This is a genomic window from Streptomyces sp. C (genome assembly GCF_000158895.1).
In the GTDB taxonomy this organism is placed as follows: Bacteria; Actinomycetota; Actinomycetes; order Streptomycetales; family Streptomycetaceae; genus Streptomyces; species Streptomyces racemochromogenes.
Window position 1 is genome coordinate 2,459,213 of sequence record NZ_GG657750.1, and the last position, 12,478, is coordinate 2,471,690.

Consider the following 12,478-nt stretch of genomic DNA (forward strand, 5'->3'; position numbering starts at 1 on the left):
TGCTCCTGGACATGGACGGGAAAAAACATCAACTCCGACGCGGTGGTCGAGCGCTGCTGGCGCGAGAGGGCGCTGGAGCACGGGCTGGACCCGCAGGAGGCCCTGAAGGTGGTCCACGGCCGCCAGGGCTACGCCACGATGGCGATCCTGCTGCCCGAGCGCCCGATGGAGCTCAATCACGCCGAGAACGCGGTGATGCTGGCGCGCGAGACCGCCGACACCGACGGCGTGGTGCCCGTCGCGGGCGCCCCGGAGTTCATGGCGTCGCTCGCGGGCCTGCCCCACGCCCTGGTCACCTCGGCCGACGCCGCCCTGGCCGAGGCCCGGATGACGGCCGCCGCGCTCCCGATGCCGCGCGTGCGGGTCACCGCCGAGTCCGTCGGGGCCAGCAAGCCCGACCCCGAGGGCTTCCTCAAGGGCGCCGCCGAGCTGGGCGTGGACCCGGCCGACTGCGTGGTCTTCGAGGACTCCGGTGCCGGCATCGCGGCGGGCCTGGCGGCCGGCATGCGCGTGATCGGCATAGGCCCCCGCGCCGCCGCGCACGGCCCGACGGCCCACGTCCCGGACCTGACCTCGGTCCGCGTCGCCCCCGCCGCCGACGGCACCCTCCGCCTCACCCTCACCCCGCCGGCCTGAGCCGACGCCCTGGGGGCCGCGGCCCCCGGGGCGGGCGGGCAGGGGACGGCGTACACCGTCCGCTGATGCGGCGGGACCGCCCCGCCCGCCAGCCGCCCCCGCCGGCCGCCCCCCGCTCCCGGGCACCGGCCGGATCAGCCCGCGATCGCCTCGTACAGCGAGAACGCGGCCAGCGCGGCCATGACGGCCGCCGCGACCTTCGTGATCAGCCGCAGCGGTACGTACTTCATGAGCGTCCGCCCGCCCAGGATGCCGATGCCGGCGACGGCCCAGAGCGCCAGTACCGCGCCGAGGCCGACGGAGAGCGGGTTGTCGTACCGGGCCGCGAGGTTCGCCGTCATGATCTGGGTCAGGTCACCGAACTCGGCCACGAGGATCAGCATGAAGCCGGCCCCCGAGACCTTCCAGAAGGACTGGTCGGCGGGCGGCTTGACCTCCTCGTCCTCGTCGTTCTTCTTCAGGAGCAGCATGGCCGCGCCCGCGAGGAAGAGGACGCCCACGACGGCCTGGACGAGCCGGTGCGGCAGGAGCGTGAGCACGCTGCCCGCGGCGATGGCGAGCGCGACGTGCACGGCGAAGGCGGCGGCGACGCCCGCGAAGACGTAGGAGGCGCGGTAGCGGGTGCCGAGCATCAGGCCGGCGAGGGCCGTCTTGTCGGGGAGTTCGGCGAGGAAGACGACGCCGAAGGCGATCGCGAGGACGGTGAAGCTGAACACGGGGTGAAACCTCGATCGGTCGGTCGGGCAGGACGCCGTCGGACCGAGAGACCTGGGGTGTTCAGGGGTCGCTTCGGCTCAGCGGCGCCCTGGGAGGCGTGAACACGTCACGCGCCACGCATCAGCATGCGTCGCACGCGCCGCGCCACATGGACAGGGCACTGCGGCCGAAGGTCTCGCTGGCCGACCGCTGACGCGGTCTGCCTCCGGGCGCCGGCTGGGTGACCCAGCAGTATGTCGACGGTCCGGCGAAGAGCTACTCCCCTTCTGCTCCGTCCAGCGTACGCGACGGCGCCGACAGCACGAAGGCGTCCGTTATGTGAGCTTGACCCCACTCCACCGCCAACCCGAGGGCCGGAATCTCAACTTCCCCTTGAAGACGGGACATTGGTTGTCTTGATGTGACGTGCCCATGTCGGCAATCTGTCACCTGGTGCCCGTCCCAGCGACATCTGGCGCCGCCACCATGGCCGCGCCCCGCCGGGGTCCGCACGGCCACCACCCCCCGCACCAGGGAGCCCTCCATGGCCCTCATATCCACCCGCACGCCCTCCGTCTACGCGCGTCGCATCGGGCGCGCCGGGGTCCTCGCGTCCGCCGTCGCCCTCGCCTCCCTCACCTCGCTGGTGAACGCTCCCTCCGCCCTGGCCTCCCCGCCCACCCCCATCAGCGCCGCCGAGGCCCGTTCCTACCTCGCCACGGTCACCCCCGCCGCCGAGGGCTCCCTCACCGGCTACAGCCGCTCGCAGTTCCCGCACTGGAGCACGGTCTCCGGAACCTGCAACACACGCGAGACGGTCCTCAAGCGCGACGGCGTGAACGTCGTGACCGACTCCTCCTGCGCCGCCGTCAGCGGCAGCTGGTACTCGGAGTACGACGGGGCCACCTGGACCGCCGCTTCCGACATCGACATCGACCACATGGTCCCGCTCGCCGAGGCCTGGCGCTCGGGCGCCAACTCCTGGACCACCACCCGGCGCCAGCAGTTCGCCAACGACCTGACGCGGCCCCAGCTCATCGCGGTCACGGACAACGTCAACCAGGCCAAGGGCGACCTCGACCCCGGCAAGTGGCTGCCGCCGCGCACCGCGTACCGCTGCACGTACGCCCGCATGTGGGTCCAGGTGAAGCAGTACTGGGGCCTGAGCATGGACTCCGGGGAGAAGACCGCCCTGGTGAACATCCTGAACGGCTGCTGACGCCGGGGTTTTCACCCTGCCTATCCCCCGCGAGGGGGAGGCCTGCCCCCGTCCCGCCCCGTACCGTGATCGAAAGGGCTTCCGAGGAGGGGGAATTGGATGGCCGGGCTGCGACTGGGACCACTGCTGCGCCACGTCGACTGGGACACGGGCGACTCCGCCACGATATGGGTCGAGGCGGACCGCCCGTGCACCGCCGAGGTGCGGTGCGCCGACGGATCCGGCGGCAGCGCCCACACCTTCCAGATCTCCGGCCACCACTACGCGCTGGTGCCGGTCACCGGCCTGACGCCGGGCACGGCCACGGCGTACGAGGTACTGCTCGACGGCACCCTCGTCTGGCCGGAGACGGGCGGGGGCTTCCCGCCGAGCACCATCACCACGCCCGCCGTCGGAGGCCGCCCCGGGCGGACCTCGCCCGGGCTGCGCGTCACCTTCGGCTCCTGCCGGCAGGCGGCACCGCCCGCCGACCGCCGCGGACCGCACGGGGCCGACGCCCTCGACACCCTCGCGGCGCGGCTGGCCCACGACCCCGCAGGGGTCCGGCCGGACGTCCTGCTGCTGCTCGGCGACCAGGTCTACGCGGACCACCTCTCGCGGGAGACCCGCGCGTGGCTCGCCGCCCGCCGCGACCTGCGGGAGGCACCGGGCGCGCAGGTCGCGGACTACGAGGAGTACACCCGGCTGTACTACGAATCCTGGCTCGACCCCGAGATCCGCTGGCTGCTCTCGACCGTGCCCAGCCTGCACATATTCGACGACCACGACGTCATAGACGACTGGAACACCAGCGCGTCCTGGCTGGCGGAGATGCGGGCGACCGCCTGGTGGCCGGAGCGGGTGCTCAGCGGGCTCATGTCGTACTGGGTGTACCAGCACCTGGGCAACCTCTCCCCCGCCGAACTCGCGGCGGACGCCCTCTACGCGGCCGTACGCGCCATCCCGGACGGCACCGACGCGCTGCGCGCCTACGCGGCCGCGGCGGACGCCGACCCGGCTTCGGCGCGCTGGAGTTACCGGCGGGACTTCGGCCGGACGCGGCTGCTGATGGTGGACACCCGGGCCGCCCGCGTGCTCGCCGAGGACGGCCGGGCCATGCTCGACCCGGCGGAACAGCTCTGGCTCCGGGAGAACGCCCTGGACGGCCACGGGGATTACGACCACCTGCTGATCGGTTCCTCGCTGCCGTGGCTGATGCCGCCGCTGATCCATGACGCGGAGGTGTGGAACGCCGCGCTCTGCCGGGGCGAGCGCGGGCCGCGGTGGGCGCGGATCGGGGAGGACCTGCGGCGGCGCAGCGATCTGGAGCACTGGGCGGCGTTCCCGGCCTCGTTCGCCGCGCTGAGCGACCTGATCGAGGAGGTGAGCACCGGCCCCAAGGCCCCTGCGATGGTCGCCGTCCTCTCAGGGGACGTCCACCACGCGTACGTGGCCGAGCCCCGAATACCGAGCACCGCCGGGGTGTTCCAGCTGACCTGCTCCCCCGTGCACAACTCCATCCACACGGCGGTGAAGTGGGGGTTCCGGCTGGGCTGGTCGCGGCTGGGCCGGTGGCTGGGGCGCGGCTTCTCCCGGCACGGCCGGACGGGCCGGCCGCCGGTGAGCTGGCGGCGTACGGGCGGCCCGTGGTTCGGCAACCAGCTGATGACGCTGGCGCTGGCGGGCCGGAGCGCCCGGCTGCGGCTGGACCAGGCCCGGTCGGGCCGCCAGGGGGCCCGGCTGGTGACGGTGCTGGACCGGGAACTCACCGCCGCGGAGTAGGGCGGGCCGCCGCGGGAGCGGTGGCGGGCGTACGCTGTATGGCTGTCAGCCGCCCCTGCCGCTCCCCGCGACGACGCGGCGCTCCGGACGGGGGAGTCCCGCTTTGCTTGAGACTCTGGGGTCGTTGACCGCGAGCCCCTGGATCTACGCCGCGGTGGCGGTGTCGGTGCTGCTCGACGTGTTCCTGCCGGTGCTGCCGAGCGGGATGCTGGTGATCAGCGCCGCCGCGGCCGCGGCGGCGGCCACGGGCACCTCGGCGCAGGTCCCGGACATCCGGCTGCTGCTGGTGATCGCCGCGACGGCCTCGGTGCTGGGTGACATGGCGGCGTACCGGCTGGCCCGGCGCGGCAGCGCCCGGCTGGACCGTGCCGTCGCCCGCTCCCGCCGGCTGACCCGGGGACAGGAACGCCTGGGCACCGCCCTGGCCAGGGGCGGCGGCGCGCTGGTGGTCCTCGCCCGCTTCGCCCCGGCCGGCCGCTCGGTGGTCTCCCTGGGGGCCGGCCGGACCCGGCGGAAGGTGTCGGAGTTCCTGCCCTGGTCGGTGCTGGCGGGCATGAGCTGGGCGAGCTACAGCGTGTCGCTGGGCTGGTTCGGCACCCAGTGGCTGGGTACGGCCTGGCTCGGTACCGCCGTCTCCACGGTCGCCCTCTTCGCGGCCGGCTCCCTGGCCGCCTACCTCGTCCGCCGCCCCTCTCCGGACCCGGCGCCGGCGTGACACGCCCCCGGGGCGCCTCACGTCCCCCGGAGGGAGCAGGCCGGTCACCCGTTCACCCGGCACCGATCGACGCCCCACCCACGGGCTTCTAGCGTCCGGAGAACGGCGCGACCGAACGCGTCACGTCCGGCCCCTGGCCGCGCCGTTTCGACGAGCCCGAGGAGCCCCCTCCATGTCCCCCACGCGCACGCGCAACCGGCGCCGCCTGACCGGGATCGCGGCCGCGACACTCGTCGCCGCGACCGCCATGCCCGCCACGCCCGCCTCCGCCGCCCCCTCCGCCACCGTCTCCCCGGGCACCGTCGCCCCCGGCAGCCGCGTCACCCTCACCGTCGACGGCTGCGACAGCTCGGCCGCCCGGGCGTCCTCCCGCGCCTTCGGCGACGTCTCCCTCTCCCCTGCCGGCCGGGCGTACGGCTTCTCCGGCTCCGCCACCGTCTACCGCGACGCCGCCTCCGGCTCCTACCCCGTCACCTTCGACTGCGGCAGCAGCGGCCGCCGCGTCACGGTGACCCTCACCGTCAGCCCCGGCGCCGCCCGCGGCGGCCTCGGCGGCAGCATCGACTCCATGAGCCCGGCCCGGATCGCCCTGGGCGGCACCCTCGCGGCCGGCGCGCTCGGCACCGGCATCTGGCTGCTGCGCCGCCGCTGGGCCCACGCCCGCTGACGGCCGGCCGGTCAGACCGTCGCGGCGGGCGTCCGGCCCCGGACCTGCACCCCGTCCAGCAGCGCGGCGGTCGCCTCCGCGACGGCGTCCACGGCCGCGTCGAACACCTCCTGGTTGTGCGCGGCCGGAGCACGGAAGCCCGACACCTTGCGCACGTACTGGAGCGCGGCCGCGCGGATCTCCTCCTCGGTGGCCTTCTCGGGGATGGCGGGCGGGCGCAGGGTCTTAATGGAGCGGCACATACCTCCACTATGGCGCGGACGGCGGCAGCTCGGCCCCGGAAAGCTTCATGATGAGCGCGGCCTGGAGCCTTCCGCGCAGCTCCGGGTCGACGACGTCCTCCAGCAGCCCCATCGCCTGCTGGGTGCTCTCCGCGGCCCGCCGGTCCTCGCGCAGGGCGGCGGTCTGGGCGGCCATGTGCCGCAGGGCGAGGTCGGCGCGCCGGTGGAACAGCTGCCCGACGAGGGTGACGACCAGGCCGACGGAACTGGTGACGACCCCGAGGTACGCGTCCCCGGCGCCCTCGGCCTTCCACACGGCGAGCCCGACCCCGAAGAGCAGCACGGCCGCGCCGACCCCGGCGAACAGCTGGCTCGTCGCGAAGCTGCTGCGCGCCTGCGTCAGCCCGTAGGCGTAGTACTCCACCAGAATCGGGGTGAAGTCGTCATGCCGGTCCCCCAGCTCGGCCGCCGCCCCCCGGTGCGCCCCGGCATCGACCAGCCGCGGCTCGCCCGCCTCCCGCGGCCCGCCCCCCAGCCCCGCGAGCAGCCTCTGCCGCTCGGCGTCCCGCTCCCGCTCGAACCGGACCCGGCTCATCACCGCAGCCGTCAGCAGCCCGAGCCCGGCCACCCCGAGCCCCACGACCCAGACCCACTCCGCCGCGCCTGCCACACCTTCCAGATCCCCGCCCCACCGCGCGGGAAACCGGCCCGGAACCTAGACTGACGAACGCCCGATCCTTCCGGCCCCAGGGAGCCACACATGGCCAAGCGAGGAAACAAGAAGCGCGCCCGCAAGAAGAAGAAGGCCAACCACGGCAAGCGCCCCAACGCCTGAGCCGCGAACCCCAGACACACGAAAGGCCCCCCGCCGCTCCCGGCAGGGGGCCTTCTCGCACCACTCCCGTGGCCACCCCGGGGTGTGGATGCCGGCCGCGGACCTCATCTGAACAGCTCCGGCATCGGGCAGACCTCCAACGGCCCCTCCGGCCGATCGGCCCAGTTCCACCCCACCTGCCGCCCGGCGCACTTCCAACCCGGCACGTCCGCTTGCCGCCGCCCTCCCGCCCCCAGAACACGAACCCGCCGAACGTCATGCCCTGACCGCATCCGCGGACGCAGAAGGCCCCCGACCGTGATCGGCCGGGGGCCTCCGCACTGGTGGGCGCGGACGGTTCCGAACCGCCGACATCTGCTCTGCAAGCTCGCCCAGAGGCAACCCGTCACAGCCTGAGCCCCAGCTTCAGAGCCTCTCCCCGGCTGCTCGCGAGTGCCACGGTCCACCCACGTTGATGTCAGCCACGGATGTCAGCGGTCGGTCACCACCAAGACCACTTCTTCTTCCGAAGCGCCTGCTTCTTCGCCTTGGCTTCCGCCGCCTCGCGGTCCACCACCCCACGGGGCGTCCACTTGCCCTGATGCTGGTAGCACTGACCGCTGCCCACGATGGCCGGCCTCGCACACCGGCCACCGCTCTTCTTCGCCGCTCCACATTTCGACTGGGTCACTCCCTCGCGCCTCCTTCCCACGTCAGCACACGGACGCTGGCAGCGTCTCGTCGGCCACTCCAGGACCGGGAAGGCACACACAGGAGCGCGGTGGGGCACACAGGGAGGGCACGTGAATGTAGATCACAAAGGGCAGCGACATGAGGTGACGTGAGTCACGCTTCCTGTTGTCGCGATCGGCTTGGACCGATACTCTGATACTGGCAGGCGTGTCTACTTGTGGTTGCATCGTCCAGGGGGATTGAGGGAGCGCCATGAGGCAGCTAAAACGGATCTTCAGGGGCGGACGGCGTCCGCTCCCGGCGCCTTCCCAAGGGGGATTCACTGGCTGGCAAGCGATGGCGCTTCTATCGAACCGCGCAGGGGCGTGAGATCGTCAAGCAGGACTTGGCAGACCTCGGTATGCACGCTCGAGCCGCAGTGGTTGAAGCGATGAAGCGGGTGGCAAAGCAGGAGCACTTTCCGTACGAGCAAGAAAGAATTGACGATCAAATTTGCGCCGTTCGAGTATTCCTTGACGGGTGCACGTATCGCTTGCTGTATGCGCCTGTGGGTGGAAGCGATCAGGTTCTTCTAGCTGTTCATGTGTTCCAAAAGAAGGATCGCAAGCTAAACAGAAACGACAAGAACCTTGCGCGAAAGCGCCTCAAGGACTGGGAACTTCGAGGGAAGGAGGAGTGATGGGAGACGAAATGTCGGGCCATGAGGACCTGGATGACCTCGATCTCTTTCTTGAAGAGGAGATGGTCGATCCTGGATTTGAGGCAGCCTTTGAAGATGCTCGCGGGAGGAGCGCACTCCTTCGCCGTCTGGCGTCTTTGCGGAAGGTGCGGAGAATCTCGCAACGTACCGTGGCTGAACGCATGGAGACCACCCAGTCTGCCGTTTCGGATCTAGAAAGCGGCGCCACCGACCCTCGCGTCTCGACTCTCCAGCGCTACGCCAGGGCGGTCGGATGCCGGATTGAGTTTCGCGTCTGCGATGACGGAGGTGAATGGCGGTACCACGAAACTTATGAAGTTCGCTCCCGGATTGTTCGCGGTGGGATCGCTTCACCCAGCACTGCCGCTGCGGCAGCTTCTGGATTTGAGTCCAAGGCGAGGCGCACTTGGGACCGGACAGTATATTCAGTGAAGCAGGAACGGACTTCCCGTTGAACGATTCCACGAAGGCGGAGCTCCTCAAAGGAGCGGCTCGGCTCCATCGGTCGGCTGAGCTCGGAGGGGTCCTGCTGGAGTCTGTAGAGGCGCGGGCGCCCGGCCGGCATCTGGATCCGCCGTTCACAGTAGAGATCGCCATCGAATCCAGCTACTCCGCCCCAATGGAGGGGAAGCTGGCATATACCTTCCGGTATGACGTACAAGCCAAGAGTGACGACAAAATTGTGATGCAGGTAAAAGCCTTGTATCGCGTCAAGTATTCCTTCGATCTGGAGGATGTACCTGAGGACGTCATCGAGGCGTACGGGGAAAATGTGGCTCTCGCTACAGTGCATCCGTACGTGCGAGAGCTGGTCAGAAGGATTTCAGGTGACTTCGGCTTTCCGCCGCTCACGCTCGATAACCTCGACCTGAGTACCCTCTTTGCAATGTTCGCAGAAGGCCTCTAGGGATGCTTCGCGCTGCACGTAGCCCCGCTGTCATCCCGTCTGCCGTCGACCCACACGGAGTGATAGCGGGGCAGGCTTCTGGGGCCCAGGTGGAGCGCCCTGCTGGACGAACGACCTGGGCCCCAGAAGCCTGGTCTGCACGGCGTGAAGCCGCACCGCAAGCGGACCACCTTCGCCAAGTACGAGATCCACGTGCGGCTTTACCTCGTCCCACTGCTCGGCTCGAAGCGTCTGGAGTCGATGAGCGTGGCCGATGTCCGGCGGGCTCCGGCGCAGTTGCAGAAGAAGACGAGCGCCGCGACGGCCAAGGAGTCGCACCGGGTTCTGCGGACCGCCCTCACCGCGGCCTGCCGCGAAGAACTGGTGAGTCGGAACGTGGACACGCTGGTGGAGCCGCCGAAGGTCGATTCGCCGGAGATGGACCCCTGGAGCCTCCAGGAGACGTTGGACTTCCTGGCTGCCGCGCGGGCGGATCCGCTGTACCCGGCGTTCGTGATCGCCATCGCGCTCGGCTTCCGGCGCGGGAAGATAGCCGGTCTGCGCTGGGAGAACGTGGATCTCGACAAGCGGGAGATCCGGGTACGGACACAGCGGCAACGGGTCGGCGGAGAGGCGTACGAGGACCGGTCCTTCACCCGCGTGGCCAAGGACGCCGGGCTGCGGGTGGTCCGGCTGCACGACGCCCGGCACGGGACCGCGAGGCTGCTGACCGCCGCCGGCGTGCCGCCCCGGGTCGTGATGGAGATCCTCGGGCACTCGCAGATCGCCGTCACGATGAATTCGTGTACACCCACGTCGTCCAGGACACCCAGCGCCAGGCCATCGGGCACATGGACCGGCTGCTCAGGCGGCGCTCTGACCGGCTCTGACCGCTGGCGTTGATGTCAGCCGTGGATGCAAAAGACCCCCCGCCATGATCGGCAGGGGGTCTTCTTGCTGGTGGGCGTGGACGGTTTCGAACCGCCGACATCTGCTTTGTAAGAGCAGCGCTCTACCCCTGAGCTACACACCCGTGGACGAGTGGACAGCCTACATGCAGGGCAGACCCCCCACGCAATCCCGTTCCCTTGGGGGAGAATGGAGCGGGGCACGGGCGGACGGGGTACGGGAGTGGGACTGTGACGACGGCATCCCGGCGGTGGTTCGGCGGGCGGGACGAGAGTCGGCGGGCGGATGCGCAGGCGGCCAAGGATGCCGCCGCGGCCGCGTTCTACGAGCTGGACACCGCGCAGCGGGATCTGCGGATCTCCATGGAGACCATCGCCGCCGCCGACGGGTCTCCCGCGGCGCGGCAGGCCGCCGAGGGGTTCGCGGCGCTCGGGCGGCGGATCGACGAGGTCAGCCACGCCTACATCGAGGCCGTCGACGCGCACGACCTGGACCGGGTCGACCTGGAGGGCTCCGTCGCGGCGCAGGCGCGGCAGCAGCTGACGCGGGCGCGGGACGAGCTGGTGCGGGTCAAGGGGGAGCTGGAGCGGTTCGCGCAGGGGCTGCAGCCGCTGCTGGACAAGGCGGAGACGCAGCTGGCGCGGGTCGCGCCGGCGCGGGAGCGGGCGCGGGCCGCGCTGCTGGCGGCGAGTGACGCGCTGGACGCGGCGCGGGCCGGGGGGATGCGGGCCGACGACCTCGCGGCGCGGCTGGCGGCGCTGGGGCCGGAGCTGACGAAGCTGAACCAGGGCGCGGCCGTGCACGGGGTGCAGGAGACGGTGCAGCGTGCCGACCGGATCCTGCGGGACGCGGAGGCCGTGCGGGCCGAGGCGGCGCGGCTGCCGGAGCGGGCCGCGGAGATCGACAGGCGGCTGGTGAGCCTGCGGACCCGGGCGCAGGCGCTGCGCAACCGGGCGGACCGGGTGGATCCGGTGCTCAGCGAGCTGAGGCGCCGGTTCAGTGCGGCCTGCTGGCAGGACCTCCAGCACGTCCCCGATCAGGCGGTGCGGGACGTCACGCGGGCGGAGGACCGGCTGGCGGAGGCCGCCCGGGCGCGCGAGGAACAGCGCTGGGCCGACGTAACGGCACTGGTCGAGGCGGTGCGGGCCGCGCTGGACGCCACCGACGAGGCGGTGTCGGCCGCGCAGGACCGGCTCACGCGGCTGGAGGCGGTGGCGCGGGACCCGAAGGCCGAGGTGGAGCGGACCCGCTTCGCGATCCGGGACGCGCAGCGGCTGGCGATGGCCGGCCGGAGCGTGCCCGATCCGCGGCACGCGCGGCCGCTGGACGAGTCGGTGGCGCGGATGGAGCGGGCGCTGGCCGGGCTGGAGGGGCGGCACCCGGACTACTGGCACTTCCTCCAGGAGCTGGAGCAGGTCCGGGCGGCGGTGGGCCGGGTGGTGTCGGACATCCGCGGCGAGCGCGCGGTGGGGTAGCCAGGCCGCGGGCGGCGGCGGATGCTGGAACGGAACAGCGGTCTGAGGAGGACTGAGGAGGGCGCCATGGCTGCCCACACGTTCCACCGGCCCCGCACGCACCGGGCGGCTCCCCCCGTACCCCACGAGCCGTACGTGGCGCACGCGGCGTACGGGTGCACCGAGCCGCACGAGCACTACGCGCCCTACGTCCCCCACGAGCCGTACGGGCCGCCGCCGCAGCGGCAGGGGCCGCGCCTGCTGGAGCGGGTGCTGCACCCGGTCAACGCCCGGCTGGACGAGCACCTCCCCACCGACCACAAGCTCAGCAAGGTGTACCGGGTCGGTGCGGGCCTGACCGGGCTGCTGCTGGTGGCCTTCGGCGTCCTCGGCCTGATCGACCGGATCGGGTTCTTCGACACCGGCGGCGACACGGTGCTCGCCCTGAACACGAACGGGGCGCTGAGCGTCCTGTCGATCTGCATCGGCGCGCTGCTGTTCGCCGGGATGGTGATCGGCGGGACCTTCGCCTCCACCCTGAACATCGTGCTCGGCATCGCCTTCATCCTGAGCGGGTTCGTCAACCTCGCCCTGCTGGACACCGGCCTGAACTTCCTGGCGTTCCACATCCAGAACGTGCTGTTCAGCTTCGTGGTCGGCGTGATGCTGATGTGGTTCGGGATGTACGGGCGGGTGGGCAGCGCCCTGCCGCACGACAATCCGTACTGGCGCGCCCGCCACCCCGAACAGGCGGCGCGCGAGACGCGGGTCCGCGAGGGATTCCGGTCGGCCCGCCCCACTGCGTAGCCTGTGCGCATGCCTCGTTACGAATACCGCTGCCGGACCTGCGACGACACCTTTGAGGTCAGCCGGCCGATGGCCGAGTCGTCCGCGCCCGCCGACTGCCCCGCGGGGCACGCCGACACCGTCAAGCTGCTCTCCGCCGTCGCCGTCGGCGGGACCAGCAGTGCCCCCGCGGCCGCCGCGCCCGCCGGCGGGGGCGGCTGCTGCGGCGGGGGCGGCTGCGGCTGAACCGAGTCCCGGACAGGGCCTAGGGGGTGTCCGCAAAGTCTCGCCTGCCCCGCGACGCCCGGCACGCGCTCTCGC

General features: G+C 71.6%; 13 protein-coding genes, 1 tRNA gene and 2 pseudogenes. 12 read left to right on the forward strand and 4 right to left on the reverse strand.

Features of this window, described 5'->3' with window-relative positions; translation table 11 throughout:
• Window positions 1-636, forward strand: a pseudogene (locus SSNG_RS10865) (HAD-IA family hydrolase); the annotation flags it as partial.
• 134 nt (window positions 637-770) lie between these two features.
• Here the strand turns inward: SSNG_RS10865 and SSNG_RS10870 are convergent.
• Window positions 771-1,352: a TMEM165/GDT1 family protein gene (locus SSNG_RS10870; protein ID WP_007263871.1), complete on the reverse strand. Its 582-nt coding sequence runs from the start codon at window positions 1,350-1,352 to the stop codon at window positions 771-773.
• Between the two features lie 524 nt (window positions 1,353-1,876).
• Between SSNG_RS10870 and SSNG_RS10875 the strand changes: the two genes are divergently transcribed.
• From SSNG_RS10875 to SSNG_RS10890, 4 genes are all read left to right on the forward strand, one after another.
• Window positions 1,877-2,551 (forward strand): HNH endonuclease family protein, encoded by a 675-nt coding sequence (locus tag SSNG_RS10875; protein ID WP_007263872.1) that lies wholly within the window; start codon window positions 1,877-1,879, stop codon window positions 2,549-2,551.
• 99 nt (window positions 2,552-2,650) lie between these two features.
• On the forward strand, window positions 2,651-4,312 hold the full coding sequence (locus SSNG_RS10880; protein WP_007263873.1) for an alkaline phosphatase D family protein: 1,662 nt from the start codon (window positions 2,651-2,653) through the stop codon (window positions 4,310-4,312).
• A gap of 103 nt (window positions 4,313-4,415) precedes the next feature.
• Window positions 4,416-5,027 carry a VTT domain-containing protein gene (locus tag SSNG_RS10885; RefSeq protein WP_042800854.1) on the forward strand — a complete coding sequence of 204 codons (612 nt, stop codon included), beginning with the start codon at window positions 4,416-4,418 and terminating at the stop codon, window positions 5,025-5,027.
• A 172-nt stretch (window positions 5,028-5,199) separates the two neighbouring features.
• Window positions 5,200-5,694 carry a hypothetical protein gene (locus tag SSNG_RS10890; RefSeq protein ID WP_007263875.1) on the forward strand — a complete coding sequence of 165 codons (495 nt, stop codon included), beginning with the start codon at window positions 5,200-5,202 and terminating at the stop codon, window positions 5,692-5,694.
• A gap of 11 nt (window positions 5,695-5,705) precedes the next feature.
• Here SSNG_RS10890 and SSNG_RS10895 read toward each other — a convergent pair whose 3' ends face one another.
• Together SSNG_RS10895 and SSNG_RS10900 are read right to left on the reverse strand one after the other, a co-directional pair.
• A complete protein-coding gene (locus SSNG_RS10895) occupies window positions 5,706-5,936 on the reverse strand; it encodes a DUF2277 domain-containing protein (RefSeq protein ID WP_007263876.1) in 231 nt (76 codons plus the stop codon).
• Between the two features lie 7 nt (window positions 5,937-5,943).
• Window positions 5,944-6,585: a hypothetical protein gene (locus SSNG_RS10900; protein WP_241695023.1), complete on the reverse strand. Its 642-nt coding sequence runs from the start codon at window positions 6,583-6,585 to the stop codon at window positions 5,944-5,946.
• Between the two features lie 1,222 nt (window positions 6,586-7,807).
• Here SSNG_RS10900 and SSNG_RS39400 point away from each other — a divergent pair.
• From SSNG_RS39400 to SSNG_RS42945, 4 genes and pseudogenes are all read left to right on the forward strand, one after another.
• Window positions 7,808-8,101 carry a type II toxin-antitoxin system RelE/ParE family toxin gene (locus SSNG_RS39400; RefSeq protein WP_129593299.1) on the forward strand — a complete coding sequence of 98 codons (294 nt, stop codon included), beginning with the start codon at window positions 7,808-7,810 and terminating at the stop codon, window positions 8,099-8,101.
• Between the two features lie 62 nt (window positions 8,102-8,163).
• Window positions 8,164-8,577: a helix-turn-helix domain-containing protein gene (locus tag SSNG_RS39405; RefSeq protein ID WP_165365058.1), complete on the forward strand. Its 414-nt coding sequence runs from the start codon at window positions 8,164-8,166 to the stop codon at window positions 8,575-8,577.
• Window positions 8,574-9,029, forward strand: a complete 456-nt coding sequence (locus SSNG_RS10905; RefSeq protein ID WP_042800855.1) for a protein-export chaperone SecB — start codon at window positions 8,574-8,576, stop codon at window positions 9,027-9,029. The genes SSNG_RS39405 and SSNG_RS10905 overlap by 4 nt, the downstream gene beginning before the upstream one ends.
• A gap of 138 nt (window positions 9,030-9,167) precedes the next feature.
• A pseudogene (locus SSNG_RS42945) lies at window positions 9,168-9,898 on the forward strand (tyrosine-type recombinase/integrase); the annotation flags it as partial.
• A 68-nt stretch (window positions 9,899-9,966) separates the two neighbouring features.
• Here the strand turns inward: SSNG_RS42945 and SSNG_RS10915 are convergent.
• Window positions 9,967-10,041 (reverse strand) — tRNA-Val (locus tag SSNG_RS10915).
• Between the two features lie 106 nt (window positions 10,042-10,147).
• Between SSNG_RS10915 and SSNG_RS10920 the strand changes: the two genes are divergently transcribed.
• The 3 genes from SSNG_RS10920 (at window position 10,148) to SSNG_RS10930 (ending at window position 12,403) form a co-directional block, all read left to right on the forward strand.
• Window positions 10,148-11,392, forward strand: coding sequence for a hypothetical protein (locus tag SSNG_RS10920; protein WP_128636923.1), 1,245 nt, complete (start codon window positions 10,148-10,150; stop codon window positions 11,390-11,392).
• Window positions 11,393-11,458: 66 nt separating this feature from the next.
• Entirely contained in the window at window positions 11,459-12,178 is a 720-nt protein-coding gene (locus tag SSNG_RS10925) for a DUF4383 domain-containing protein (RefSeq protein ID WP_007263883.1), read from the forward strand.
• A gap of 9 nt (window positions 12,179-12,187) precedes the next feature.
• Complete coding sequence (locus SSNG_RS10930) at window positions 12,188-12,403, forward strand: zinc ribbon domain-containing protein (protein ID WP_042803292.1); 216 nt, start codon at window positions 12,188-12,190, stop codon at window positions 12,401-12,403.
• Window positions 12,404-12,478 lie beyond the last annotated feature (75 nt).